The sequence below is a fragment of the Oricola indica genome, assembly GCF_019966595.1.
GTDB classification, from domain to species: Bacteria; Pseudomonadota; Alphaproteobacteria; order Rhizobiales; family Rhizobiaceae; genus Oricola; species Oricola indica.
Map to the genome: position 1 here is coordinate 1 of NZ_JAINFJ010000005.1, position 25396 is coordinate 25396.

The following is a 25396-nucleotide window of genomic DNA, read 5'->3' on the forward strand; positions in this document are numbered from 1 at the left end:
ATACTTGTTCGTCGTCTTGCTCATGATGCTCCATCCTACTCAGGAGTTGGAGCCTCCGGCAAACCCGGGGCGGTTCAAGCTGAGCGCAGGTCGCCGATTGTCACGGGGCTTGGATTAAGCATGGAGCGAGCGCTTCAATGCGTCGAGCGTTATCTCTGTCGCGCCTTCAACGACCTGCTCGAATCCATCATTGATGGATGGCTCTGACCTTTAGGTTCGTTTGATATCATTCATCCCTGTTTAGCCGGTCGAATTGTGTAAAGGACGTTCTCATTTTCGTCTGTCATTTCTTCGACCTGAACGGAAACGGTTTGCCCCGGATATCTTTTGGCACCCTCTGCGTGACCTCGCCGGAAAGCCTCCGCTCGTTCCTCGCTGGTGATCTGTCTTCTAGGCAATCGCGCCTCCCATGCTTTACGCTAAGCATACAGTAAGCCTAAGTCGGACGCGACAAGACAGCGGTCAAATTTCAAACTGAGACACCACCGCGGACGATCATCGGCATGTTGGCGATATGATCGTCACCATGATCGACAACGTGGCCGACATGCTGATGACGCCGTTCGTCGATGCCAACGGGGCAAATGGGCCGCCGGAAGCTGCTCAGACGGCCACCGCGCTTGCTGGGATTGCCGGCGCTTCTGCTGCGACCTGCGCCCCGGCTCGCTCTGCACACCCGAGGGGAAAGCGAATATAGCCTAGCCACGGTTCCTCATAGCCGGAGGCGGCCTCGATCGTGGCGCGGGGATCGATCCACGGCACTGGCGCGGAGGCTATGTCGCGGGCATTGTCCTCGCCTTCGAATATGGCGCGGCTCGCGGCGTTCGCCTGCAGTCCGGTGAGGATTTCGGCGACATCATGCCAAAGGCCGACGACGTATTCGCGCAGTGCGCGGTCATCCGGGCTGGCGCGGAGCTCAGCTTGGGCGGCTTCTAGCTCGTCGAGCAGGCAGGCGTGCGCGAGGCCCGTGTGTGGGTCGCCGGTTGGGCAATCGTAGCGGTAGACTGTGTTCAGGGCTGCCGCGACAGCAGCGGCATCGTGTGGGGTAAGGTCGTGTTGCATGTGTGCGTTCTCATCTCTTGTCTCCTTTGCTCGGCCGGTAGTTCCGGCTCCCTTGTTTTGTCTGGTGAGGGGTGTTGAGGGGCTCTGGTCTATTATGGCGCCTCCTCGATCGTGATCCCGTCGGAGACGATCCGCAGGCACTGGTCGGCGCCAGGCTGACGCGTTGCCTTGCGAGCAAGGGTCGAGGGACCGGAGGTGTACTCGACAGCGTAGCTGACCGCGTGGTCGTTGCTACCGGGATTTTCATTTGTGAGCGCCATGGCGCGGAGACTCCTATATGGTCAGGGGCCTCCTTTGCTGCAGCCAACTATACGGCGCTTTCCTAAAACATCAGTGAATCGGCATTGCAGCCCTGCGGCGTAAGCGTAGACGGCTCAGGCGCGTATCAGGTGCCGCCGGTGTGCGTTTCGATTCTCCACCGCATGGGCGTAGGCGGGCTATTCTCGGCGATTGGCCGCCGGTTTGATCGCGATGAACGGAACATATGCTCGCGGGAGCGTCCGGTGGTGCAGGCAAGGCCGTTGGTGCGCTCGACGAAGCACCTCCTCGGTGGTGCGATCTACTCGGAATGCGCGTGCGCGCAAGTCGTCGAAGTGCTGGCTTGTGTAAATTGCTCGCTTGTCGGTCAAGCACATCCGCTCCCAGTTTAGGTTTCAGTAGAATTCCTATTCATAATTTGTACCGAAGAAAACTTGTTTCTTTCTTCAGTAGAAATCCTATTCCACAAATCTTGGCGGGCATTTTTGTTTCTTTCTAATAGAAATACAGATTTGACTCTTCATCTTTTCACCTGAGATGATGTGGATATCGCAGACGACTGCGAGAGATTTTCCAGGCGAAAGGAGTGAATGAAATGAGAGGCAAGACCGCCGGCGGCGAACGGGTACGCATGACAGTGGTGGTACCGAAGGAGCTATTCGAGCGCGTCGAGAATGCGCGGTTTATGCGCCGCGACCAGACCCGTAGCGCAACCGTTGAGGCGCTACTCCAGGCTGGACTCAAGGCCGAGCAGGAGACGGGGCGATGAGTGCGGCGAAGAACTGCGCCTGTCCCCTGTGCGTTTTCACCGACGCACTGCAGACAGCGCCGCTCCTCCCCGAGGAACGGGCGAAGCTCACGACTGCCGAAACGGATGGCGCTGTCATTGTCCGCTATTCTGACGAACCGCTGCTTGAGGTCGCGGTCACGGTTGTAGGCGACGCAATCCTCCGTGACGTAGCAACCGATCAGAATGTGGAAGTGTTTCGCGGCTTGGCTGCCGACTGGCGCGATCCACGAGACATCGTGATCAGTGCGCTCGAAATCTTGCAGGTTGGTTCGGGTGATGTCGAAGCCGCAATCCTTCCGCCAGAAGCATGGCCGGATGGCGCGGACGTCAAGGAGACGCTGGCCCGCCTGCGCGCTGAGTACGAGTCCGAGGCGGAAACGGGCGACACTGTGCGCACTCTCCACTGATGACCATGTTCGAAATCAGCCTCACGTACTTAATCGCGGGTCTCGCGATGGCATCGCTTGCTGGAGTTGCCATTCAACGCGAGCCCGAGCGTTTTGCCGACAAGGGCAATACCGCCATGGGACTCACACTCGCACTGTGTGTTCCATTCTGGCCGCTTATCATGGTGACAACAGTGTGGTTGATGATGAGGCGGCGTGGGAGTTGAGAAAAGGCGAACGGCAGCGAAGGCCGGGGAAGGGGCGGCGACCGGGAAACCGCCGCCCCACAACGCTCACAAGAGAGGACAAACCATGAGCGCATTCGAGGTAAAACTGGCTGTATTTACCATCACAGCCATGCCGGTGGTGGCCGTCGCGAGTATGATGCTCGGATACAGCTTTGGCTGATCAGGAGGGGCGGCGCTCTATGGGTGCCGCCCATCGCTTACGCGGATGCGGGACCGCGCGGCGCGGGGAAAACCTGCCCCTTGGCGACGACCTCGCAGCACACGACGGCATGACCATTGTGGCGGGGCTCGACGACCTCAAAGAGGGTGCCATCGACACGGGTGATCGTGTCGCCCTGCTTGATCGCGAAGCCGTCCGGCAGGTCGCAAACGCGGATTTCGAAAACAGGGTTCTGAACGCTGATTCCGGTCTGGTACATGCGGTTGTTGAAGCTCTCAGGCTTGGCGCGGCTAGGCGCGGTGTAGATCGCGCAGACTACGAAGGCCGGGCCTCGACCATGGTCGCGAACAGGACCCTTGTTCGGACGCTGTCGCATGGGGGTGTAGGTTATGACCTCTCCCCATTCGGCGTTAAGCGCGCCTTGGATCTCCGCGTCAAACTCGTCGGATGCAAGCATGTGATTTCGTCCTTTCCCGGTTGTGTCGCATGCATTGCAAAAAAAGGCCGGCAGCCTGTTGGAGAAGGCACCGGCCGAAGTTGGAGAGAATGCAGGCATGCGCCTTCAGTATGCGGGACCGGGGGCAAATTGAGCAAATTGCCGGAGAGGCGGGCGCGGGAGGCGTACCCGCGGGTACGCAGTAATTCGGAAAGAATCGACTAGGATACTGGTGGGTGCAGTTGCCGCGATACAGGCGCGGCGAGCGGTTCTCATCCGACGCAGAAAAGAAAGCCCCACACGCGCAAACGTGCAGGGCTTCAGGTGAGAACGCTTCCGGTGGACGAAACCGGGCCAATTCAGCAACGCATTGAACAGGAGTGCGCCAGCGATGACCCATCATCGCCCCGACGGGTTTCAGTTTTCTAAAGAACAAAAAAAGAACACAACAGTGCCGCAGGTGCGGGCCAGGGTGCTATCGATCTACGCGCGTTTTGCGCACACCTACCTCGAGAACGGCTATTCGCCGTTGCCTATCTTACCGGACGGTAAGGCGCCGGGGCGCTATAGCCACGGCGCGGGACCACTCGACCTCTCCCATGCGCGTGAAGCAGGTCTGCCTGAGCCTGAGGTCGGCTTGCCGGTCGCTGTCGCCATGCATCGCTGGCAAATTGGCGACATCACTGAAAACCGTGTCGACGCATGGGCAAGAATGCCGGGGGCATTCGGCATCGGCGTGCGCCATGGTCCTCATTTTGTCGCCATCGATTACGATCACTCAGACCGCGACCTCGAGCATAAAGTGCGTGCCTACCTGTACACGCTCGACGGCACACCAGTGCATCGCCGAGGCCGCAAGGGGTTCGCCGCTTACTTCCGCAGCGACGGCAGCGTTAAATCCGGCGCGGTAAATGCGCCAGACCGGTCGCGCATCGTCGACATACTCGCCGCCGACAAGCAGTCGGTCGTTCCACCGTCTATCCACCCGGACACCGGGGCGCCGTATCATTGGCTCACCGACGACACGCTAGAAGACACATCGCTCGATGCTCTCCCACTCATCACGGTGGCGCACATCGAAACGCTGCAGGCGATCATCCGCGACCATGTCGGCGAGGGCGTATCTGTATCAACAGCGCGAGAGCGTAGTGAGCCGAGAGAGCGTCGCGACGCGGAGTCTTTCGCCGACCATGTCAACAATGTTGCGCTCGACAGGCTCTCCGACTGGGTGCCAGCGCCAGAGCTTGGATTCACTAGGCTGCAACAGCGGGGCGACGGATCATTCGCTTGCGTTGCGCACTGGCGCCCATCGTCGACAGGTCGACCGCTGGAAAAGCGTAAGCGCAATCTCTCGTTTCACGTAGACGGCATCCGCGACTTTGGCAGCGGCGAGGGATACTCCGCGTTGTCTGCGATCATGGCTAGCACCGGCTGGGCTTTTCCCGACTCCATCAGGTGGCTCGCGAGCAGGCTGTCGCTCAGCGAGGTGGAGTGGCTGTCGGGGCAAGAGGTTGTCACAGGTTGGCAGCCGCGTCCCAGTGGAGTTGCCACCGATAGCGAAACGCCTGAGCTACCAATCGAAGAGGTACGCGACCGCGCGGCCGACTTCGTGCGTCTGTACAAGGGCGAGGGCATCGCCAAAGCGCGGTCCCGCGAGAAGCTCCTGCAGGAGGCACCAATACTGGTAGAGGCGGCAAGGCAGGACATCGCGGACGCACGCGCTCGCCTTCAAGCCGCCTACAAGGACCACAGAAACGAGTCGAGAGACCTGCGCATCGATGTCGCGATCTTGTCTACGAAGCTCGAGCGCGCCCTTGATGAGGGGTTGAGCGAAGAAGAGCAGAGCGACATTGCGCAGACGCTCATGCGCTCCGAAGACCGCCTGTACGATATCACCACGCCCCACCGCGACGGCCATGTGAATCCGCATTATGTGGAGATCATCGACCTCGACCGCGCCATCCTGCGCGCCGAGGAGGCACTCGCCCGGCTGTTGCGCCGTATCGATGACGCTGCATCGCACTTCGACGTGTGGGTGTGTTCCCCGCCACCAGGAGGCGGAAAAACGCGCGCTGTGCGCGAGTGCCTATTCGACGGTTCACTTGACGGCGTCATCGCTCAGCCGACCAATATGCTCGGTCGTGAATTCGAGGAAGAGTCGACGGATGTCCTCGCAGTGTTTGGGCAGGAGTCCAAGGGCGCCGATGGTGAGCCCATCTGCCGGCGTATCGACGCGGTGCGCGAGGTCTCGAAGCTAGGACTTCCGGGAGTGAGCCTGTGCGGCTCGGCTAGATTCGACGAGGATGGCAGGCTCGCCAATGCAGAGGAACTTTGCCCCCATTACGCCAACTGCCCCTTCATCAAGAACCGCGGCGAAGCAATGACGCACACCAGCCATGCGGTCACACATGCGCACCTGATGCGCGGGAAGCCGGAACATTTCGGCGCCGCACTGATGCCAGATGGCATGGCCGGTCCGATTGATCATGAATTTCTGGTGATCGACGAGGCTTTCGCGACGAGCAGGATCAAGACATTCGACTCGCGCGCGGCTGTCGCGGTCGCCGACCTGCTCGATGTGCCGGAATTCAAAACGGTGGCGCGCGGTGACTCTATGGCGCTTGTGCGCGACGAGGAGTCCGAACAGAAGCGCGACCTTGTCGAGCGAGTCATGTGTGAGGTGGCTGCTGGTCTGGAGGCGTCATGGTCCGACGATGCAGCGCTTGGCAGCATGTGCGGCGCGCTCGGCGAGCACTTCGCCGGAGTCACGCGTGAAGACCTATCCACAGTCGCCTCGCTGTTTAAAAGTCAAGTGGAGCAGTTACAGAGCGCATTTTCCGCGACGATTGATGACAAGCAGGTGGGGGCTCGCGCTCGGAAAATTCAGGCCATAGTCAACACCGCGCGAAAGCGCGCTGAGCTTCTAGACGCTGTCCGCGACCTGCTTGGGCTACAGGTGCTGCGGTCTGGTCGGGTAATCATGTCGCGAAGTGGCGACGGTGTGCTCACGGTTGGCGTCCAGGGTGTCGACAAAGTCTCGCCGGGGTGGGTGCGTAACAAGGCCGTGTTGCTCCTCAACGCGTATCCTGAGCCGGATGCGGCGGTCGAGGAGGTGCTTTCGCATTGGGCTCCGCACCCTCTGGAGGAGGGGCGACGCGTGCACTGCCGGCCTCGCTTCATCCACATGGATCATGTGCGAGTTAAACGGCCGGCCAAGAACATGGTGATTCAGTATGTCGGCGCTCCCGTCGAGGCCAGTAAGGTTGGCCTGCGCGACGCGAAGCTCGGCAAGGAAGATCCATCGCGCGGGCGGTTCAATCGGCGCGAACTGATGCGCCTGATCAAGACTGCACTGCGGGATGCAGCGGCCAACGCGGAGAAGAATCGCGAATGGCTTGGCGAGGAGGACTATACTCAAGCTCGCCGGGTGTTGCTGGTCGGCTCAGGCGCGTTGCGTGAGTGGATCGATTGGCATCAGGCGGAGCACGGAGGTCTGGCAAATCTCGATTTGCTGGAACGCGGCAAGTCGAGCGGCGTGAACGCGTACGAGCAATATGGCGCTGTGATCGTGATGGATCATGCGCGCCCGGGACCGCTCGTGATGCCGCTACGCACCATGGCTGTCTCAGGGCGCTGGGAGGGCTTCGATCAGGGCAGGTGGGAGAACGGCCTATCGCGCGGTCGAGATGGCTCAGAGGGCGCTGTGAGGCGTCCTGTGTATGGCCACGCCATCGCCGATGAGCTTTACGCCTGGACGGCGCTATCGGGTATTGCTCAGGCGGCATACAGGGTGCGGCCGGATCAGTGGAAAGGATACCCTCAAGCGGTTCACATCGTATCGAGCGAGCCGGTCGCTGAGGTGGGTGTCGATACGGTGATCCACTGGGACGCGGTTCGCATTGCCGGCACACCGGAGTCGGCGCGCAACCAGTATGAACAGGTGCTGCGGTGGGGCGGCTATTTCCAGAACCCTGAGCACCTTGCGATTGCCTACAGAGATGAATTCGACCTCGCGGAGGCTGGTCGGCTGTCGCGCAAGTTGGCGGAAATCGAGCCGGGGCAGCCGTTACCGGCGTTGGCGTTTGTCACAAGGACGGTGCGCTATACGATCTCGGCAGATGGCCGGGGTAGGCCGTCTGAATTCACCTATGATCCGACCGTGACGCCTGATGACGAGGTCGAGGAATTCATCAAGTCGAAGCTCGGTGAGGATGCCCGAGTCGTGGCCGGTGGAAGCCTGCCAAGGGAAAACGTGATTCCGATGAATCCTGAGGAGCTGGCAGCGCGGCTGAGCCACCTCGCCGACACGCCGCGAAAAGCGCGGACTCTGGTGGCGGGGCTCATTGCGGGTGGGCAGTATCGTGTTTTCGGTTACCGGCGGACAAAGCAGGATGGAAGCCCGCACGGGCGGATGAAACGGGTGCTTGTGGCTTTGAATATAGACCCGGAAACGGCGATTCCCGCCTATGAAGGCGTGCCTGTGTCTTCAGTTCATGAATTGACCGTAAGTGACTGAAAATTAGAATATAAACGCGTTCAAAAAGTTACTGTCGTTAGGGTGAAAACCCTATAAGGAACTCTGCCCGAAGGGTCTTCTATTAATATATAGGGGTTTTCAGCTTAACGACAGCAACTCGGATTTTTCAACGATTTAGAAACCATCCAAGACCCCAAAGTGGCGGTGTGGTAGACCCGAAAACACCGCCGGCACCCATAAGGGGCAGCGGAGGCGGCGGAGATCGACACAAAACGCACCAGCGAGGCCGTGGAGCGTGCAGGAGAGCGTGTAGCGCTGCTCCGAGACAATTCTCCCACCATCCAGCGCATGGCGTGGCCTGTGCGGGGAATACAGGAGGCATTCGCACCGCTCGTCCAGGCGCGGGGATTGATGGCGCGTGCCTTCGCCGGGGTGTGTGGTGATGGCGACGGAAGCGATCCGTACTTAGATTTAGTGAATGTGTCTTAAGTTGTTGACATCTCCAAGTGATGAGCAAGATCGAACCGCGCGACAGTCTTATCTTCTTTATCCCGTCGAAGACCTATGCCAAGGGTGATAGCATCGGAGCGCCGTTGCTATGTTGGCAAGCGAAAATACAACATGACCTACGTGAAAAACCTGCCGGAGTTTATCCACGAACTATCAAAGCTACGTAAGCGCACTGCCGGCGGAGAGCTCTTGTTTCGCGGACACCGCAGTAAAAAGTACAAGGCGGAACCGTCTGTTTTTCGCAGCCGAGCTTGGCGAAAAAACGAACACACAATGCTTCGGCAGGTCCTTGCCCAACATCCTACAGAGTTTGCACAGGACACGAGCACTTTTGAATTGTTGGCGCGTGCGCAGCACTACGGTCTCCCGACACGGTTACTTGACATCACGAGCAATCCGCTGGTCGCTCTCTATTTCGCGTGTGCTCCATCGGAAAAGCAAAACGAGTCACGCCCCCCCCCAGAACCGAACGGCAATCCTCGAGCTCCTCGGCCTACCGGCGAGGTTGTAGTCTTTTTTCCAGACAATCTCAGGAAACGTTTCTTCGATAGCGAAGTGGTCGCTGCGCTCTGCAACCTAACCTACCTTGATGGTGACGCGAAGCAGGAAATCCGAAAGCACCTCCTCACTTGTTACGAGAAGGCGAAGACCAATACGACAACGCCTCAAGCGCTCGATGACATGTTCACTAAACAGTTCAACAATCATCCGAGCGTGAGAGAACTCGTTCGTCTTGTTCGAAAGGATAATTCCAGCGTCGGGGACAGCATCCGGCCTAGGGATCTCGCCGATATCGTTATGGTTCTCCCTCGGAGACTCGACAAGAGAATAGCGGCGCAAAGCGGAGCGTTCCTCGTATACGGACTATTCAATCCAGAGTCCGACGAAACCAAATTCAACTTTTTGTTCGAGAGTTTCGATACCGAGGAGCTCTATATTAGTCCGAAACACAAAGGCGGGATCATGGCTGAACTCAATAGCATCGGGGTCAATAAGGAAACCCTGTTCCCGAGTCTGGAAAGAACAGCCGATAAAATCAAGGCGGGCCAGAGGGTTTGAGCTATGTCGGCGCTCCGTGTGAGTGAATTATATATCAGCTCCGCCGCCAGTATTCAGGCCCATCATCGGGGGCCTGTCTCATTTGGCCGCAATATCCAGCACATGGCAACCACTCATTTCCACTGAGATTTCGTCCGGTGGATTTCTTGGATTAGCACACCCGACTTCGCGCCAGAACATATCAAGAACAGATTCACCGATCTTTTAGAACCCAGCCCCAAAATGAGGATCAGGTCGCCAAACGATTGGCACTGCTCCAAGCGGCGACCGAGAGGCGCGCCGCCGGTGTCTTCGATTGTCACCTGCCGGCGGCCACCACACCCCAGTATAAATACCGAGAGAAGGATCACCCATGCTGAACAGCATCATTTCCCGCGTGCTCAAAGGCACCGACAAAGCCGCCAACACCGCCACCGACAAACTCTCCGCCGCCAAGGCAAAGCTCTCCGAACTCGAGGCTCAGGCCGCCGACCAGGCTGCCGAGATCGTCGAACTCGAGGCGAAGGCCCGCGAGGCCGCAACCAACGCCGCATTGCGCGAAGCGGGCGCAAACGACGCGCTCGACAAGGCCGAGTCCGAACTCGCCAAGGCGCGCCGCCTGCTCGAAGCCACCGATCAGCTGGTCGCTGATCTCAAGGCAGCCCTGCCGGCTCTCGAAGCCGAGGCCGCGGCCGAAGAGCGCGAGGCGGAGAATGCCGCCGCTGTCCAGCGCGCCAAGGACACCCTAAAAGCCCTGCCAGCCGCTCAGAAGGAAGCCGAGAAGCTGGTCGAGGCAATCGCTGCGCTCGACATGCTCCGCGTCGAGGCCCGCGACGCTGTCGCCGCGGCATTCGCCATGGCAGCGCGCGATGACGCCTCCGGCGCCAAGGAAAACATCGCCGTCGGCGTGAGCAAGGCCCGCGAGAAGCTGCAGCTGGTTGCTGCTGGCGACTTCCTTGCAGCCAATCGCGCCCCGTACGCCGACGAACGCCTCGACTCCAAGCCATCTGCGACACCGACCGGCTTCTCGCGCATGCAGCACAATCTGACCACCACCGAGCGCCAGACGCCGCACCTCGAATACGACTCCGAGCGCAAGGAGTGGGTCAAGGCAGCGTCGGCATAAGCCGGCGCTCCACCGCTCGAAATCACCCGGCAGTTGCGCCAACTCAAACACAGGAACGAACCATGAGCGACGCTCTACTCCTCCGCAAGGCCGAAAGTCACGCCAAACTGATCCAGGCGGGCAAGGGCGATGAACCTTATCCGCGGACTGGTGGACTCACGCCCCGCAAAGCTCTTCACCGTATGCTCGAAGCGCACCTCTACGAGGCTGGCGACCGCACGCGCCTGTGCGCAATCCTCGGCGTGGGTGTCGAGCGTAGCATGTCGGCCATCGTCGCTAGCGCTATCTCGACCACCTCAAGCGCCAAGGACATCGCCACCTCAAACGTGATCCCGCTAAAACCTTCTCCGGCACCCGCCGCTACTGCGGTGAGCACCAACAAGGCGACAACCCCGGCTCAGTCCAACGTGAAGCCGACCAATGCGACCTTCGAGCAGAGGCTCGCAGTGTCCGGCCTTTCCGCGGAAGACCAAGCCGAAATCCGCGCCGCAGCTGAGCGCGATCAGGAACGCAACGCTCAGAACAAGCTGCACAAGGCTGCAGTCGCCACCGCTCGCGCGATGTTTGGCAAGCCCGCACCAGCCGCTCAGACCAAACCCGCGCCAGCCGCCAGCGCACCTGTGCCAGCACACATCGCAGCTGCTCGCGCCATGGCCGCAGCCAAATACGGGCGGCGCTGATGCATCTCTCTCGCAAGGTGGAGCACATGCTCGATGCGTTGGGGTATGCCGCCTGGCAGCGCATGGAACAGCGCGACGAGGCTATCGGCGCTGACACCGTGGCCGCTGCCAAGGGCATGCTCGCAAACGCAGCGCTCACGCTGAGCGAGCACGAGCGCACGCTGTTGCAGGATGCTATCGAGAGCGCAGCAGCACCGCTGCCGGCAGAGCAGGGAGGGGCTGCCTGAGCGCAGCCTCGCGCACCACTCCTATGATACCGCCCGATGGCAAAATCTCGGATGGCATTGCGCTCACACATGGCGCCCACAACAGACCCACCACCCTGCAGCGCATGGCAGCAGTGCAGATCATGGCAGAAGTAAGGCAGAGCATGGCGCAAGTAAGGCAAGCGATAGAACGGATCGATACAATTTCGTATCATTTTGCATAAAGCCCAAAATACAAGATTAGAACAAGGCCATACTGCTGCAGATCAGAGTACATAAGCCAATTTTTCAAATCGTTTGGGTCCTGTGACCTTCACTTTTTACTTACGAGGCGGGCGCAGCGCATACTCTGCGAAATGAGGGATATATTCCCAAGGGGGAGCCGCCCCTAAAACAGGCTGAAAACGGACACCGGAAAAATGGCAAAAAGTGCAGTAAAAACAGCGGGTAAGGCGACAGGTTCGCTGCAGGTAACCGCCACCTCAAGAACCCTGGTCGCGCGGGGCGCGCTCGCTCGCGTCCTGAATTGCAACACGCGCACCGTCGGGCGCTTCGAGGAGAAGGGGATCATTGCGCCCGAGCACCGCAGCGGGACCCGATATATTCTTGAGCTAGCCGTGCCGGCCGTCGTCGAACACTTGCGACAGGTCGCGGCGAACCGAAAAGTCGAAACCGAAGATGGCGACACTGTCGATCCAACAAGAGAAGCCGCGCTTCTCAACCGCCAGAAACGGCAGCTTGCCATCGAGCAGACGCGCGCCGCACAAATCAAGAACGCCGCGCTCGATGGCTCACTGATCCGCCGAGACCGCGTTACCACCGCGCTCGCTCAGGTGATCGCTTCCGCGAAGTCAAAGATCACCGCGCTGCCGTCGCTGGTCGCTACGCAGATTCCGGGCCTTACCCGCGATGACATGATCACGCTCGACGATATCGCCCGCGGCATCCTCGACGACCTGTCGGCGGACATGCCGGAAGCGGCCAAGCGCGTCGTGATGCAGGAGCACACCGAATGAGCGCGCCATTCCACATCCCAGAGTCGGCGCCTGTCGATCACGAATGGGAGATCGACGAGACGCGCCTGCTCGCCGAACTGCTTGCGATATGGAAGCCCGCGCCGAAGCTCACCCTCTCCGGGTGGGTGCGCGCCAACATGTCGAATGAGCAGGGCGAGGGTATCCGGCCATTCGCCTATCAGGCGGGAATCCTCGATTCGCTCGGCGACCCTTCCGTGCGCGAAGTTGCATGGATCAAGTCTGCCCGCGTCGGCGGCTCAATGATCGGCACCGCGGTGACCTTGCACGACATCTCACAGGGTCGGCGCGTCGGCTTCGCGATGAGCCGCGAAAGCGATTGCCGCGACTACTCCGCCACCGTACTCGCGCCATCGATCGATTATTGCAAACCGGTAGCGGACATCCTGTCGAGTGCGCAAGGCGGCTCCAGCAACCGTGACACTCTCCTGCAGAAGAGCTTCGGCAACGGCGGTAGCATTCGACTGCTCAATTACACCTCGCTCGCCAGTGCGCGTCGTATCTCACTCGACACCATCATCCTCGACGAGGCGGAAACAGCTGAATCCGAAACCGAGGAGGGCAACGTCGTCGACCTCCTGCGCAAGCGTGTCAGTGCGTCTGCCATGCCGCGCATTTTTCACACCTCCACGCCGGTGGAGGAGGGCCTCTCCCAAATCCAGGCGCAGTATGAGCGGGGCGACCAGCGCATCTACGAGGTGCCTTGCCCCGAGTGCGCCGGCCGCTTCGAGTTGCAGCCGGAAGGCCTTCACATCGACGGCAGGCCGGTCCTGAATATGAACGCCAAAGACCTCGCGGAACTGCCGGAGGATTTCGAAGTCGAGCACGCCTGCCCACACTGCGGCTCGTTCATTCCTGAGCGGCAAAAGCGCTGGATGGTGAACAATGGCGACTGGCGCGCCACCGCAAAGGGTGAGCGCGGCGTTGTCAGCTTCCGCTCAAATGCGCTGGTGTCGCTGCTGCCGTCGGCGGCATGGCACACGCTGGCGACCGAGTGGATGCGCGCCAACGGCAAGCCTGCCGACGAGCGCGTCGTCGTCAACACCCTGTGGGGGCGCCCATATTCCTCGGCAATCGACGAGGGACTCACGCTCGACGCGGTGAAGCTGCACTGCCGGCCGGTCAACCTCACCCTGATCAGCAACACGCAGGCCTTGCGGCTCACCGCGGGCGTCGACGTGCAGGAGAACAGGCTCGAGATCGCGCTCCTCGGTGCGAGCGACAACGGTTTCGTTATCCTTGACCATCAGCGCATGCATGGAGATCCAACTGGCTCTGAGCTTTGGTCGCGCCTCGAGGACTACACAGCGAAGGGATTCAATTCCGACCTCTGCGGCACGCTCTACATCGACGCGGTAGCAGTGGACTCCGGCTACATGGCACAGACCGTCTACGAGCAGTGCGCAAAGCGCGCCACCTGGTACGCAATCAAAGGCGTCGACGGTCCCGCCAAGCCGCTTTGGCGGCAGTCGAAGAGCAAGCCTTCCGCGAGGTTCGACGCGCACCTGTTTCTGATTGGGGTCGACTCCGCCAAGGAATGGATCGCCACACGGATCATGGATCACGACGACCTCTCCGGAAATTATTTGCAGATCGCCGATCACCTCGCAGACGACATCATTGAGCAGCTTATTGCCGAGGAGCGGCGACATGTCGCCTCGAGCGGCCGGCGCAGCGTGCGGTGGTTTCCTCGTAACTCGACAGTACGCTCGGAGCTGCTCGACTGTACCGTCTATGCACTCGCCGCTCACCACTCGCTTGGTGAAGCGAACTGGGACCGCCTCCGTGACGACCTAACTGTGCAACATGGTAGCGAATCGAAGGGGGCGGGCGGCTTCCGAGCCCTAGGAGAGCGCTTGGGCAGTGGCACCACTTCTGTGTTTTAGCTCACGAACATAACAAGAACACAGAAGTTTAAGATTTGGCGGCCACAATACGCTCAACCGTGACTGAGCCGCGCCATTTGCGCCGCCGTCGCCAGTGGAAACAAACAATACAACGGAGATAGCCGATGCCGCGCAGCCGCGCCGCACCCGCACCAAAACTCGCGCGCCGAGGAGCGCCCCCCGGCTTTCCGCAGCCACTCGCCGAGATCGCTAACCATAGCGCCGAAAAGACGCGCATGGCGGCACATAACCTACTCGCCGAGTGTCGTTCGACCTTCGGTTATTCGGCATTGGGATCAGACCGCCTCGAGGCTGCTGTGATGATCGCAGCGCTCGAAGACTTCACGGCGATGCTCGCCGAGAACCAGCAGGAGCAGGCCGCATGATTAACGACCTCGAATTCTTCAACGCGCACCCGAGCCGCGCGCACCGCCTCCGGCCGCCGTTCCCCGGTGAGGTCGAGGAGATCGCCAAGGCCACCGGCACGCGGGTGCCTGTCGCGCCGCTGATGCAAACGCTGGCAATCGTCGTGCGCGCCGACCGCGCCTCCGAGACCGAGGCAAATCTCAACATCAACAAGGCGCTCGTGAGCGCCGACATGCTCGACCTGTTCACCGTCGGCGAACTCAGCGCGCAGCGCATCTATGAGCGCGCCCTCGGCATCGCCATCGCGCCACGCAATCCGGCGCTCGCCGCCGTCACCTGATAGACCACAAGGAACTCGCCACCCATGGCCGCAGTCGCAACAGCCCTGATCAAATTCGACGGCGTCGCTGCCGGCTTTCACTCCGCTGTGGCCGGCATGCAGAAGGCGACGCGCGGTCTGCATAACAGCCTGCGCGGTGCGTCCGCGAGCATGGCTCGCATCGGCGTGGCCTTCAGTGCTCCGTCGATTGCCGCCGGCTTGGCGTTGCGTTCGATAAAGGACGACATCGTCGATCTCGACTCGGCTATCGCCCAAATCCAGAAATTTTCGCCGCTCGAAGGTGCGGCGCTGAAGGACTTCCGCGAGGAGCTTAAAGCGACCGGACTCGAACTCGGTCGCACCGAAGCGCAGATGCTCAATGCCGGCGCGGCTGCTCTGCGGTATGGCGTCGCTCAGTCAGAGCTTGCGGGTTTCCTCGACCTCGCGACGCGCTCGTCCGTTGCGTGGGGCATTGCCGAAGATGAGACATCCACGACGCTCGCGCGGGTGCAGAACAATCTCACGCTCTCGAGTGAGGGGCTGCGCGAATACGCCGACTCCGTGAACTTCCTCGCTGACACGCATGCGACCTCCGCAGCTGCGGTGAATGACGCAGGCCTGCGCATGTCGGCCTTCACCAGCGTGGCGGGCGTGTCGACCGACGCGATGCTCGCATTCGCAACCGCCGGTACCGCTGCCGGCCACGACGCCAGCCGCGTCGAAACCGCGTGGCGCAAAGTGCTCACCACCATGACCGCCGGCACCGCGGCGACCACGCGCCAGAAGAACGCTCTCGCAGCGCTTGGGCTGTCCGCGAGCGATATTGCGAGCAGCTTCTCTCTCGACCAGGACGGCACAGTTTTCGATGTCCTCGACCGCGTCGGCGAGATCGAAGACTCCGCCGAACGGCTCAGTATCCTCACCGAAATTTTCGGCCTCGAAGGCTCCACCGTGGTCGCCGGCTTCGTCGACCGGCTCGATGACGTGCGCGCCTCTTACAATGACCTGCGAAACGACATTGAGGCCGGCAGCGTCGGCCGCGAAGCAGAGCGCCAGTTCAACACCGCAAGCGCCGCCCTCGACCGCATGCACGCTGCGGCGACCGCGATGCGCACCGCCATCGGCGAGACGCTGGTGCCGACGTTCAACGCCGCGACTGCTGCGCTCACGCGCATGGCGCGCTTTGTCGACGACAATCCCGCGATCGCAAACCTCGCCGCACAGGCGCTCCTGCTTGGCGCAGCTGCAGGCCCTGCGGCGTTCGCGCTCTCCGGCCTGTTTTCGGTGCTGGCGTTCGCCACGCGCCCGCTGACCATGGTCACAGGCCTGCTTGGAAACGTGACCGACGCATTGCTCGGCAGTGGCAAGACGGCGCGTGTCGCGCAGGCGTCGCTGGCGCGCACTTTCCTGTTCCGCGTCCCGATGATCGCCGCAGCCGGCGCCGCGGTCTATGCGCTCTATCAGTCGTGGGACAAGCTCCGCGAGATCGTCTCCGACGGCCGCCTGCAGTGGGCTGGCAACGCGTTCAAGACAGCATTCGACTCCGCCATGGCCGGCGACTGGTCGAAAGCCTGGACCGCGTTTCGCACCGGTCTCGAGGTACTGGTCGACATCTCGCGCGATATCGGCGCGGCGGCATGGGCTGAACTGCAGAAAGCGTTCGCCGCCGTCGACGGATGGGCGCCGAACTTCGCCAAATACCGCGAGGCGCTGGGTGGGCTTGCCGACAGCCTTGGCCGACTGTTTACGGCCATCTTCCCAAGCGACGGCTCGATCGATGACGCCGGCAATGCGCTGCAGCGTTTCGCGCAGAAATTCGTTGACGGTGCATTCGACAGCGCAGCCACCATCGTCGATACGCTGGCATCGGCAATCGACGGACTCGCGGCTGCTATCGAGCGGTTCAACAAAACTCGCATCGATCAGGGGACGCTCAAGGCGATGGGGCAGTTTGCTGTCGAGAACCCCCTGATCACCGGTGCAGGCGCATACGGTCTCGCTGCCTTCGGTGGTAGTGCCGCAGCCCGCGTGGCCGGTGCGCTGAAAAACATCGGCCCGGTGAAGCTGGTCGCGCTCGCCTTGACGGTCGGAACTGTCGTCGATGCGTTCGTCGACCTAGAGGGGGTGAATCTCGGCACTATAGCCGCCGGCCTCGCCGGTGTCGTCGTCGCGTTCCGTGGGCTCAAGCCGCTCCTCGCGCTTCTGGGTGCCGGCGGTGGACTCGCTGCGGCTGGCGCGGCTGCAAAATCCGCCAGCCTTGCAGCTGGCCTGCGCGGCGTCTTCGCGGCGATCAAGGGCGCGTCATTCTGGCGGTTCACCCTGATCTCGCTCGGCATCGAGCGTTTCATCGACGCTGTGTCGAATTTCTCCCTCGGCGCAATCGAAGACCTTGTCTCCAGCATCGGGCGGCTCGGCAGTGCGATTTCGGCCGAAGCCACCAAGCTCGGCCTCACCAAAATCGCCGGCAAGGCGCCCAAGGCAGCTAATGACAACCTGCGCGGTGCCGAGACCGTCCTGAAATCGTTCTCGTCGCGGTTCGAGAAGTTGGCAAAGGCAATCGAGCCGATGACTCGGCTATACAGTGACCTGTCAGAAGGGGAGGCTCGCGAGGTAGCGAAAGCCGCCAAGGGCGCTGTTCGCCTCTCTGACGGCAAGGCCACGCCTGTCGCTGGTATGCGGGACATGCTCGAGGCGCTATTCAAGCCATGGAACCTCGCCGCGTTCTTCAAAGGCATCGGAGTCCAGATGGCCGGCGATTGGGCTGCCGGAAAGGTCGCGCGCGGAATCGGAGTTGCCATACACGGCGAGGAAGCTGTCCGGGATGCTGAGGCTGCCATGGCCGACTTCCAGTCAAAGAGCCTTTTCGGGCAAGGATTGGAAGTCCTGCGTGGGTGGGCGGATGTTCTCGGTATCGGCAAGGCCGACCAGGCAGCGCCGAAGGTCGGCGCCGGCACGCCGACAGATGCCAGTGAATCCATCTTCGCCCTCCGGTCAGCAGAGCAGGCGACACGCGAGGGCTCCAGTGTAGTCGCGCAGAAAATCGATCACCAGACCGCGGTGCTCAACGCAGCCCTGCAAGCGCTTCCAGGTGCCATTTCCAGCGGCGTCGCCGGCGCGCTGCCGTGGAAGGCGATAAACTCCAATACCCCACCTACCGGTGCCGTTCGGCCGCGCCCCGTCTCCTCTGGCGGCATGGCTGATCCGGCGGTTGCAGGCGGAGGTGGCTTCTGATGATCAGGATCGACGCCAAGAGCCTCTCCCAACTCAATCGCGCGCTCGAGGACATCAAGGCCGGCCTTGGTGAAAAGGTCATGCATCAATCGTTCGGGGACGGCATCCGCCGCGCCCAGACGGTTGCGCGCCGCGAGACCATCCGTGAAGGTGGGTTCAATCGCGCCAGACCGTCGCTCAGCGCCAAAGTCCGTAAATCGATCCGTGGCTACACTACCAGCCCGATGTCGGCTGAGATCAAAGGCTCCGGTCGGTTTGAACGCCTCACACACTGGGCTAAGCCGCGCGATCCGCTCGCCAACTATCGTGGGCACGGTGTTTCAATTCACGGGGCGTTCGGCCGTGACTATCGGATCTTCGAAAATCAGTCGGCGTTCGTCCGCAGCGGCACCAGCGGCATCGCCGTCGTACTCGGTCGGCAGGGTGCCGGCCGGTATCCGCTCAAGACTTTCTCCGGCCCGTCGGTCGGCACCGTCATGCGCGCGAAGTCGGTTATCGAACCGACGCGCGAGCGGTTCTTCAACGCCGTGCGAGACGGCCTCGGCAAGCGCTTCGACCGCCATACAAATTCTGCCTTCCGCGCCCGCGGCCTATAGCCACCAAGACCGAGGAGTCACAAACCGCATGACCACAAAGAAAGAAGCCCACCAAGCCATGGTCGACCTCCTCGAGCACGTTGGGGTATTGCCATTATCTCGCACTGAGGCCATCCGGCTGGCGCCGGAGATCGGGCGTGTACCGGAGTGGAGCTGGTCGGTCCACCGCGCAAATCTCGCGATAGCCGGCGAGGGCATCCACACCTTGCGCTTTTTGCGACCCAAACCCGGCCGCGGCATCACTGGGAACACGTCAGCCATCGTTCTTGCCTCCTCTCTTGACGAGGCTGTTGAGTGCCTGCGGGTCGCAATTCCCGACGCAATTCTGTTGCCGCCCCGCGACCGTCGGTCGATAGAGCGCACGGCGCTCACGTTTTCGGAGGCAGCGTGATGGCCATCACACTCGCTCCCCGCGCCCTCAGTGGCGCAGATATCGACGCCATGCTTGCGCGTTCCTCGCGGTCGGCTGGAGCACTTGATCGCGCTCTCGCGCCAGCTGAGCAACCTGCAGGGACCCTCCGCGCACCGTTCGACCCACAAGCCGCCCTCGACGCGATGATCGCCCGCGGACTTGTCCCGCTCGGCAAGGTGGCTCCGTACTTCTATCCGGACCTCGTCCGGCGCGGATATCAGGCGGATATTTTCGCGACCTATCTCCGTCACGCCCCGCCGGCTGTAACCGGCTGGCTGATCATCCGCCTGCGCACCGAGCTGGTCCCTGCAGTAGCGTCGCGCGTGATCTTCAATCCGGCGATCACCGGTTCGGCACCGCGTGCACTGTGCGAATGGATCGAGCGCGAGTTCGGTGTCGCGACCCACGCTGAGGGCGACCGCCATCACCGCGCGCAACGAATGCAGCGCACGCTTGGATTTTTTACGAGATGCCCCGCGGATGCAGTCCGCATCGCGCCCGAGATCGTCGGCTCGCCTTCCACGGCGCGGGCGCTCGCCAGCTGCGAGCCGGAAATAGGAGAGTGGGCGCTCGACTACCGCGCGGCGTACGAAGCCGCCGAGATCAAAGGCCCGGCCCGGCAGGCCGTTCTATCGAAAGGCGCAGCCTCCACCGCCGAGGAGGCAATCGACCTGTTGCGAAAAGTGCTTCGCGAAGCCGGATTCACCGCTGTAGAGGTGCGCTCCGTCGAGCGGGTAATGGGTTAAAGGGCGCGCAGACGGCTGATGATGCCGGGGGCCATGCCCATGGCTTCACGCCAGAGTCTTGCGTCGGCCTCCATCATCGGTGTGAGCCGCGCCGCAGGAGTTCCGTCATAGAGTCCTTCATAAGCATTAGTGATCGTTGCGCGCACACCGCGCACCTTGGCCCAGAACTGTGCGAGATCACCGCAAACATCGCCTAACCGGCCAACCTCTCCGAGATTCGCTATGAAGATCGGGTTTGGCTCCTCTGCCCGTTCCTTGCTGTTCATCGGTGCCAATTGAGGCAGCAGTTCCTGAACAGAAAACGCACCCGCAGGTGCCGCTTTGATTTGAGGGATCATTGCCTCGACGGCTTCCACATGCGCGCGCACCTCCATTATTCGGACGTACGACTCCACCTCGGCAGCGAGAGCCTGCGCAAGCGACCTGCGCGCCGATCTAGCCTCCGCGCGCCGTGCGGCTCCCGCGCTGAGGTACGATGCGATAGCGCCAATCGCGACCAAACCAATGGTCTTAAGCCCCTCAATTGCGGAGCAGACTGCCTCTGGCGTGAGCCAACCAATTCCCGATGAAGCTTCCATTCATAGGCCCTCCGGTCTCCACCAGCTGGTGATAAATACCGTGTCGATCAAGCCGAATCGCGCGTACAGAGTCATCGTTCTACGCCAAATTCCGTACAGAATCCGTACAGAATGCGAAACCGACTACCTTTGAGGTTGCGCCTGCGAAGTTCAATCTATTGTTTTTGCTTCGATTTATTTGGTGAGCGCGCAGGGGTTCGAACCCTGGACCTACTGATTAAAAGTCAGTTGCTCTACCAGCTGAGCTACGCGCTCCCGAGCGGCAGGTGGCCTGCCGTCAAGACGGGTCGTTCATAGGGACGGCGTCCGATACGGTCAACCGCTATTTACCGCCTCAAGCCTGAAAAACGTGGCAATTCGCCGCCACGCGAATTGGTGATTTTGCCGTGAAGTTCATATGTCCTATGACACGCGCGTCCCGGCATAGCCGCCGGACGACGAATTGCATTCGAGCGGAGCACACATGGCCGTCGACATTTCCTATCTGAGCGCGCTGGGGGCAGGCGCGATCTCGTTCTTGTCGCCCTGCGTGCTGCCGCTCGTGCCGCCTTACCTGTGCTACATGGCGGGCGTGTCCATCGACCAGTTCCGTGGCGAGCCGCAACAGGGCGGCGCGGCCGTCGCCGCCGCGCCCGTGCGACTGCCTTTGCTGATCGCGTCACTGGCCTTCGTGGCCGGTTTCTCGACGGTGTTCGTGTCGCTCGGCGCGGGGGCTTCCACCATCGGCGGCGTGTTGCGCGCCTATCAGGACTGGCTGGCGATGGCCGCGGGTGTGGTCATCATCCTGATGGGGCTGAACTTCCTCGGCGTTTTCCGAATCGCGCTGTTCTCGCGCGAGGCGCGTTTCCAGGCGCAGGGCACCCCGGCCAATCCGTTCGCGGCCTATGTGATGGGGCTTGCCTTTGCATTCGGCTGGACGCCCTGCATCGGGCCGGTTCTCGGTCCGATCCTGACATTGGCCGGTGCGCGTGACAGCGTGGGCGAGGGGGCGGCGCTGCTGGCGGTCTATTCGGCGGGTCTCGGAATCCCCTTCCTGCTGGCTGCCGTCTTTTCGGGCGCCTTCATGCGCTTCATGCAGTCCTTCCGCACCCATCTGGGTACGGTGGAGAAGGTGATTGGCGGCCTGCTGGTTCTGGCCGGCGTGTTGTTCCTGACAGGCGGCATGCAATCGATGTCGTTCTGGCTGCTTGAACGATTCCCCGTCCTCGGCACGCTCGGCTAAGGGCCGGCCTGTCATGTGTGGCATTGGCGCGGGAATCCCGCTATGCGCATCGTGACGTGAACTCACAGCCGTTCGGAGCTTTTCCCATGGCGCGTACATGCCTCACCATCATTCTCGCCGCGGGCCAGGGCACCCGCATGAAGTCCGCGCTGCCCAAGGTGCTGCATCCGGTCGCCGGCTTGCCGATGGCGGCACATGTCGTGGCGACGGCCAATGCTGCCGGCAGCGACGCGACCGCGATCGTCGTCGGCCATGGCGGCGACGCCGTGCGCGAAGCGCTTTCCGGGATGCTGGGGAACGCGACATTCCACGAGCAGACAGATCAGTTGGGCACGGCCCACGCCGTGCTCGCGGCGCGAGACGCCATTGCGAAAGGCTATGACGACGTCCTCGTCATGTTCGGCGATACGCCTCTGGTCCGCCCCGAGGTGATGCAGGAGGCCCGCGCCCGACTGGGCGATGGCGCTTCAGTTGTAGTCGTCGGGTTCCGCCCGGAGGATCCGACCGGTTATGGCCGTTTGATCGAGATCGACGATACGCTCGTCGCGATCCGCGAGCATCGTGATGCGTCGGATGAGGAACGATCCATAAATTATTGTAATGGTGGGATAATGGCGCTTTCAGGTCGATTGATTCTCGACCTGTTGGACGCGATCGGAAACGACAACGCCAAGGGCGAATACTACATGACCGATGCGGTCGAGATCGCCCGGGAGCGCGGTGAAAAAGTCGTTGCCATCGAGGCGCCGGTCGAGGATGTCGTCGGCGTCAACACGCGGCGCGACCTTGCCGCCGTCGAGGCGATCTGGCAGCGCCGCACCCGCGAGCGGATGCTGGATGACGGCGTTTCGATGACCGCGCCCGACACGGTTTACTTCCATCACGATACGGCGGTGGAGCCGGATACCGTCATCGAACCGAACGTCGTTTTCGGGCCGGGCGTGCGCGTCGCGGGTGGCGCTCGGATCCGGTCGTTCTCCCATCTGGAAGGTGCGACCGTCGGCGCGCATGCCGAGGTCGGCCCGTTCGCGCGGTTGCGGCCGGGCGCCGATCTTGCCGACAAGGCCAAGGTCGGAAATTTCTGCGAAGTGAAAAAGGCGGAAATCGGCGCAGGCGCCAAGGTCAACCACCTGACCTATGTCGGCGATGCGGTGATCGGCGCGGGCGCGAATATCGGCGCGGGCACCATCACCTGCAACTATGACGGCTACGGCAAGCATCTCACCGAAATCGGGCAGGGCGCCTTCATCGGATCGAATTCGGCGCTCGTCGCCCCGGTGAGGATCGGCGACAATGCCTATGTCGCATCCGGGTCCGTTGTCACCGAGGCGGTACCGGACGACGCCGTCGCCTTCGGGCGGGCCCACCAGGTCAACAAGGATGGTCTCGCACCGAAACTCCGCGCCCGGTTCAAGGCCGCCAAGGAAGCCGCGAAGAAAGCCTAGCCCGCGCGCAGCAGCCGGATCGCCTCGTCACGCTCGAACAGATAGAGCAGGGTGCGCAGCGCCTTGCCGCGTTCGGATTGCAGGTCCGGGTCTGTCTCGATGATGAGCCGCGCGTCGTCGCGGGCGATTTCCAGCAGGTCGGCATGGTCGGCGAGCGAGGCAAGCCGGTAGTTCGCCGCGCCAGACTGGCGGGTTCCCAATATCTCGCCTTCGCCCCGCAGGCGAAGATCCTCCTCGGCGATCCGGAAGCCATCCTCCGTTTCGCGCATGATGGCGAGGCGGGCATGGGCGATCTCGCCGAGCGGCTCCTTGTAGAGCAAGAGGCAACTCGAGTGATCGCTGCCGCGTCCGACACGGCCACGCAGCTGGTGCAACTGCGCGAGGCCGAAGCGCTCGGCGTGCTCGATCACCATGATCGTGGCATCCGGGACATCGACGCCGACCTCTATCACGGTCGTCGCGACGAGCAGCCGAAGGTCGCCCTGCTTGAAGGCCCGCATGACCGCGTCCTTCTCCTCGCCCTTCATGCGACCGTGCACGAGGCCGATCGGCGCGTTGATCACCTTTTTCAACGCATCGAACCGCTCTTCGGCGGATGCCACCTTCAGATCCTCGTTCTCCTCGACCAGGGGGCAGATCCAGTAGATTTTCTGACCGGCGGCGACAGCGTTTCTTGCCCGCTCCACCACCTCGTCGAGACGCCCGAGCGGCACCGTGACGGTATGCACCGGTTTCCGGCCAGGCGGCTTGGTGTCGAGCTTAGAGACATCCATGTCGCCATAGGCCGTCAGCACCAGCGTGCGCGGAATAGGCGTCGCGGTCATGACGAGCATGTCGGAGTGCTGTCCCTTGGCGGACAGAAGCAGCCGTTGATGGACACCGAAGCGATGCTGCTCATCGACGACCGCAAGGCCGAGATCGCGGAATTGTACGCTGTCCTGGAACAGGGCATGCGTGCCGACCAGTATGTCGATCTCGCCGGCGTGCAACGCGGCAAGCGTCTCCTCGCGGGCTTTGCCCTTCTCGCGTCCCGTCAGGATGCGAATTCGAAGTCCCGCCGCTTCGGCGAGCGGCCCGATGGAGGTAAAATGCTGGCGTGCGAGGATTTCCGTCGGCGCCATCATCGCCGCCTGTGCGCCGGTCTCGATCACGCTTGCCATCGCGAGCAGCGCGACGATCGTCTTTCCCGAGCCGACATCGCCTTGCAGCAGCCGAAGCATCCGCTCCGGCTTTTCCTGGTCGACCGAAATTTCGCGAAGCGAACGCTCCTGCGCTTCCGTGAGATCGTGGCCGAAGGCCTTGCGAATCCGCTCGGCGATGGCGCCGTCTCCCTTGAAGACACGACCTGCGGATTTCTTCATCTTTCGCCGCACCATGCCGAGAGCGAGTTGGCCCGCCAGCAATTCGTCATAGGCCAGTCGCCGGCGGAAAGGATTTTGCAGATCGACATCGGCCTCGTCGCGCGGCGCGTGCAAATTCACGAGGCTGGCGCGAAATCGCTCGAACCCCTGCCGTTTCGCCAGATGCGGATCGTCCCATTCCGGCAGATCGGGCACCCGCTCCAGCGCGGAGAGCACAGCCTTGCGCAACACCTTGGGCGTTACCCCGGCAGTCAGCGGATAAACCGGCTCGACCAGGGGAAGGTCGGCGGCATTTGCCTCCGAAACCATGTGATCAGGATGCACCATGTTCGGCCGGCCGTTGAACCATTCGACGCGCCCCGACACCAGCATCGTTTCGCCCACCGGCAGCGACTTCTCGAGCCATGCGGCCTTGGCGTGAAAGAACACAAGCGCGATCTCGCCAGTCTCGTCATGAGCGAAGACACGGTACGGCACGTTCGAACGGCCACGCGGCGAGGGCTGATGCCGGTCGATGCGAACCTTCAGCGTAACGATCCCACCTTCCGGCGCGAACGCGATACCGGGCTGCTTGCGCCGATCGATGATCGAATGGGGTAGATGGAAGGCGAGGCCGAGCACGCGCGGCTCGTCCATCGCATCGGGAACGGGCAAGAGATTGCCGAGCAGTTTCGCAATACGCGGGCCAATCCCGTCGACAACGCTGACAGGCGCAAAAAGAGGATCGAGAACCGGCGGACGCATGTCGCGCATCTTTAATGCCGCCGATGGGGCGATCAAGGCTGACAAGGCGAGTGACCGGCGTTATACCGGCCCGCGTTCC

At 61.9% G+C, this 25396-nt stretch carries 23 protein-coding genes and 1 tRNA gene; 18 read left to right on the forward strand and 6 right to left on the reverse strand.

Annotated elements, in window-relative coordinates; genetic code table 11:
• Positions 1 to 207, forward strand: a 207-nt coding sequence (locus tag LC343_RS13725) for a hypothetical protein (protein WP_223477723.1), incomplete at its 5' end; no start/stop codon positions are given.
• A gap of 396 nt (positions 208 to 603) precedes the next feature.
• On the opposite strand, the gene LC343_RS13730 is transcribed toward LC343_RS13725, so the two are convergent.
• Both LC343_RS13730 and LC343_RS13735 read right to left on the reverse strand, forming a co-directional pair.
• Complete coding sequence (locus LC343_RS13730; protein ID WP_223477724.1) at positions 604 to 1062, reverse strand: hypothetical protein; 459 nt, start codon at positions 1060 to 1062, stop codon at positions 604 to 606.
• 92 nt (positions 1063 to 1154) lie between these two features.
• A complete protein-coding gene (locus LC343_RS13735) occupies positions 1155 to 1322 on the reverse strand; it encodes a hypothetical protein (RefSeq protein WP_223477725.1) in 168 nt (55 codons plus the stop codon).
• 593 nt (positions 1323 to 1915) lie between these two features.
• Between LC343_RS13735 and LC343_RS13740 the strand changes: the two genes are divergently transcribed.
• Together LC343_RS13740 and LC343_RS13745 are read left to right on the forward strand one after the other, a co-directional pair.
• Entirely contained in the window at positions 1916 to 2089 is a 174-nt protein-coding gene (locus LC343_RS13740) for a hypothetical protein (protein ID WP_223477726.1), read from the forward strand.
• The gene (locus tag LC343_RS13745; protein WP_223477727.1) at positions 2086 to 2517 is read left to right on the forward strand and encodes a hypothetical protein; all 432 of its coding nucleotides are present in this window, start codon (positions 2086 to 2088) and stop codon (positions 2515 to 2517) included. Before LC343_RS13740 ends, LC343_RS13745 begins: the two co-directional genes overlap by 4 nt.
• A gap of 424 nt (positions 2518 to 2941) precedes the next feature.
• Here LC343_RS13745 and LC343_RS13750 read toward each other — a convergent pair whose 3' ends face one another.
• Positions 2942 to 3361: a head-tail joining protein gene (locus LC343_RS13750; RefSeq protein ID WP_223477728.1), complete on the reverse strand. Its 420-nt coding sequence runs from the start codon at positions 3359 to 3361 to the stop codon at positions 2942 to 2944.
• A gap of 370 nt (positions 3362 to 3731) precedes the next feature.
• Here LC343_RS13750 and LC343_RS13755 point away from each other — a divergent pair, with 370 nt between their 5' ends.
• From LC343_RS13755 to LC343_RS13815, 13 genes are all read left to right on the forward strand, one after another.
• The gene (locus LC343_RS13755; RefSeq protein ID WP_223477729.1) at positions 3732 to 7856 is read left to right on the forward strand and encodes a bifunctional DNA primase/polymerase; all 4125 of its coding nucleotides are present in this window, start codon (positions 3732 to 3734) and stop codon (positions 7854 to 7856) included.
• Positions 7857 to 8438: 582 nt separating this feature from the next.
• Positions 8439 to 9386: an FRG domain-containing protein gene (locus tag LC343_RS13760; protein ID WP_223477730.1), complete on the forward strand. Its 948-nt coding sequence runs from the start codon at positions 8439 to 8441 to the stop codon at positions 9384 to 9386.
• Between the two features lie 352 nt (positions 9387 to 9738).
• Entirely contained in the window at positions 9739 to 10491 is a 753-nt protein-coding gene (locus LC343_RS13765) for a coiled-coil domain-containing protein (RefSeq protein ID WP_223477731.1), read from the forward strand.
• A gap of 62 nt (positions 10492 to 10553) precedes the next feature.
• Positions 10554 to 11171 (forward strand): hypothetical protein, encoded by a 618-nt coding sequence (locus LC343_RS13770; protein ID WP_223477732.1) that lies wholly within the window; start codon positions 10554 to 10556, stop codon positions 11169 to 11171.
• The gene (locus LC343_RS13775; RefSeq protein ID WP_223477733.1) at positions 11171 to 11398 is read left to right on the forward strand and encodes a hypothetical protein; all 228 of its coding nucleotides are present in this window, start codon (positions 11171 to 11173) and stop codon (positions 11396 to 11398) included. The genes LC343_RS13770 and LC343_RS13775 overlap by 1 nt, the downstream gene beginning before the upstream one ends.
• A gap of 398 nt (positions 11399 to 11796) precedes the next feature.
• Positions 11797 to 12393 carry a hypothetical protein gene (locus LC343_RS13780; protein WP_223477734.1) on the forward strand — a complete coding sequence of 199 codons (597 nt, stop codon included), beginning with the start codon at positions 11797 to 11799 and terminating at the stop codon, positions 12391 to 12393.
• Complete coding sequence (locus tag LC343_RS13785) at positions 12390 to 14297, forward strand: terminase gpA endonuclease subunit (RefSeq protein WP_223477735.1); 1908 nt, start codon at positions 12390 to 12392, stop codon at positions 14295 to 14297. Before LC343_RS13780 ends, LC343_RS13785 begins: the two co-directional genes overlap by 4 nt.
• A gap of 125 nt (positions 14298 to 14422) precedes the next feature.
• The gene (locus LC343_RS13790; RefSeq protein ID WP_223477736.1) at positions 14423 to 14683 is read left to right on the forward strand and encodes a hypothetical protein; all 261 of its coding nucleotides are present in this window, start codon (positions 14423 to 14425) and stop codon (positions 14681 to 14683) included.
• Positions 14680 to 15003, forward strand: coding sequence for a hypothetical protein (locus tag LC343_RS13795; protein ID WP_223477737.1), 324 nt, complete (start codon positions 14680 to 14682; stop codon positions 15001 to 15003). The genes LC343_RS13790 and LC343_RS13795 overlap by 4 nt, the downstream gene beginning before the upstream one ends.
• Positions 15004 to 15027: 24 nt before the next feature.
• Positions 15028 to 18213 carry a phage tail tape measure protein gene (locus LC343_RS13800; protein ID WP_223477738.1) on the forward strand — a complete coding sequence of 1062 codons (3186 nt, stop codon included), beginning with the start codon at positions 15028 to 15030 and terminating at the stop codon, positions 18211 to 18213.
• Complete coding sequence (locus LC343_RS13805; protein WP_223477739.1) at positions 18213 to 18809, forward strand: hypothetical protein; 597 nt, start codon at positions 18213 to 18215, stop codon at positions 18807 to 18809. The genes LC343_RS13800 and LC343_RS13805 overlap by 1 nt, the downstream gene beginning before the upstream one ends.
• 28 nt (positions 18810 to 18837) lie before the next feature.
• Positions 18838 to 19200, forward strand: a complete 363-nt coding sequence (locus LC343_RS13810) for a hypothetical protein (protein WP_223477740.1) — start codon at positions 18838 to 18840, stop codon at positions 19198 to 19200.
• A complete protein-coding gene (locus tag LC343_RS13815) occupies positions 19200 to 19967 on the forward strand; it encodes a hypothetical protein (protein WP_223477741.1) in 768 nt (255 codons plus the stop codon). The genes LC343_RS13810 and LC343_RS13815 overlap by 1 nt, the downstream gene beginning before the upstream one ends.
• On the opposite strand, the gene LC343_RS13820 is transcribed toward LC343_RS13815, so the two are convergent.
• Positions 19964 to 20545: a hypothetical protein gene (locus tag LC343_RS13820; RefSeq protein ID WP_223477742.1), complete on the reverse strand. Its 582-nt coding sequence runs from the start codon at positions 20543 to 20545 to the stop codon at positions 19964 to 19966. The two genes, LC343_RS13815 and LC343_RS13820, sit on opposite strands and share 4 nt — an antisense overlap.
• A gap of 179 nt (positions 20546 to 20724) precedes the next feature.
• Positions 20725 to 20800: transfer RNA gene (locus LC343_RS13825), tRNA-Lys, on the reverse strand.
• Between the two features lie 208 nt (positions 20801 to 21008).
• Here LC343_RS13825 and LC343_RS13830 point away from each other — a divergent pair.
• Both LC343_RS13830 and glmU read left to right on the forward strand, forming a co-directional pair.
• Entirely contained in the window at positions 21009 to 21767 is a 759-nt protein-coding gene (locus tag LC343_RS13830) for a cytochrome c biogenesis CcdA family protein (RefSeq protein WP_223477743.1), read from the forward strand.
• An 86-nt stretch (positions 21768 to 21853) separates the two neighbouring features.
• Complete coding sequence (gene glmU, locus LC343_RS13835) at positions 21854 to 23212, forward strand: bifunctional UDP-N-acetylglucosamine diphosphorylase/glucosamine-1-phosphate N-acetyltransferase GlmU (RefSeq protein WP_223477744.1); 1359 nt, start codon at positions 21854 to 21856, stop codon at positions 23210 to 23212.
• Here glmU and recG read toward each other — a convergent pair.
• A complete protein-coding gene (gene recG / locus LC343_RS13840; RefSeq protein WP_428982569.1) occupies positions 23209 to 25317 on the reverse strand; it encodes an ATP-dependent DNA helicase RecG in 2109 nt (702 codons plus the stop codon). The two genes, glmU and recG, sit on opposite strands and share 4 nt — an antisense overlap.
• Between the last annotated feature and the right edge of the window lie 79 nt (positions 25318 to 25396).

Bases quoted from the DNA above. Each gene is read 5' to 3' on its own strand.
- LC343_RS13810 (WP_223477740.1), top strand. From the start codon at position 18,838: ATGACCACAAAGAAAGAAGCCCACCAAGCCATGGTCGACCTCCTCGAG.
- LC343_RS13775 (WP_223477733.1), top strand. From the start codon at position 11,171: ATGCATCTCTCTCGCAAGGTGGAGCACATGCTCGATGCGTTGGGGTAT.
- LC343_RS13780 (WP_223477734.1), top strand. From the start codon at position 11,797: ATGGCAAAAAGTGCAGTAAAAACAGCGGGTAAGGCGACAGGTTCGCTG.
- glmU (WP_223477744.1), top strand. From the start codon at position 21,854: ATGGCGCGTACATGCCTCACCATCATTCTCGCCGCGGGCCAGGGCACC.
- LC343_RS13785 (WP_223477735.1), top strand. From the start codon at position 12,390: ATGAGCGCGCCATTCCACATCCCAGAGTCGGCGCCTGTCGATCACGAA.
- LC343_RS13750 (WP_223477728.1), bottom strand. From the start codon at position 3,361: ATGCTTGCATCCGACGAGTTTGACGCGGAGATCCAAGGCGCGCTTAAC.
- LC343_RS13795 (WP_223477737.1), top strand. From the start codon at position 14,680: ATGATTAACGACCTCGAATTCTTCAACGCGCACCCGAGCCGCGCGCAC.
- recG (WP_428982569.1), bottom strand. From the start codon at position 25,317: ATGCGTCCGCCGGTTCTCGATCCTCTTTTTGCGCCTGTCAGCGTTGTC.
- LC343_RS13735 (WP_223477725.1), bottom strand. From the start codon at position 1,322: ATGGCGCTCACAAATGAAAATCCCGGTAGCAACGACCACGCGGTCAGC.
- LC343_RS13790 (WP_223477736.1), top strand. From the start codon at position 14,423: ATGCCGCGCAGCCGCGCCGCACCCGCACCAAAACTCGCGCGCCGAGGA.
- LC343_RS13815 (WP_223477741.1), top strand. From the start codon at position 19,200: ATGGCCATCACACTCGCTCCCCGCGCCCTCAGTGGCGCAGATATCGAC.
- LC343_RS13740 (WP_223477726.1), top strand. From the start codon at position 1,916: ATGAGAGGCAAGACCGCCGGCGGCGAACGGGTACGCATGACAGTGGTG.
- LC343_RS13730 (WP_223477724.1), bottom strand. From the start codon at position 1,062: ATGCAACACGACCTTACCCCACACGATGCCGCTGCTGTCGCGGCAGCC.
- LC343_RS13800 (WP_223477738.1), top strand. From the start codon at position 15,028: ATGGCCGCAGTCGCAACAGCCCTGATCAAATTCGACGGCGTCGCTGCC.
- LC343_RS13830 (WP_223477743.1), top strand. From the start codon at position 21,009: ATGGCCGTCGACATTTCCTATCTGAGCGCGCTGGGGGCAGGCGCGATC.
- LC343_RS13820 (WP_223477742.1), bottom strand. From the start codon at position 20,545: ATGGAAGCTTCATCGGGAATTGGTTGGCTCACGCCAGAGGCAGTCTGC.
- LC343_RS13755 (WP_223477729.1), top strand. From the start codon at position 3,732: ATGACCCATCATCGCCCCGACGGGTTTCAGTTTTCTAAAGAACAAAAA.
- LC343_RS13760 (WP_223477730.1), top strand. From the start codon at position 8,439: ATGACCTACGTGAAAAACCTGCCGGAGTTTATCCACGAACTATCAAAG.
- LC343_RS13765 (WP_223477731.1), top strand. From the start codon at position 9,739: ATGCTGAACAGCATCATTTCCCGCGTGCTCAAAGGCACCGACAAAGCC.
- LC343_RS13745 (WP_223477727.1), top strand. From the start codon at position 2,086: ATGAGTGCGGCGAAGAACTGCGCCTGTCCCCTGTGCGTTTTCACCGAC.
- LC343_RS13770 (WP_223477732.1), top strand. From the start codon at position 10,554: ATGAGCGACGCTCTACTCCTCCGCAAGGCCGAAAGTCACGCCAAACTG.
- LC343_RS13805 (WP_223477739.1), top strand. From the start codon at position 18,213: ATGATCAGGATCGACGCCAAGAGCCTCTCCCAACTCAATCGCGCGCTC.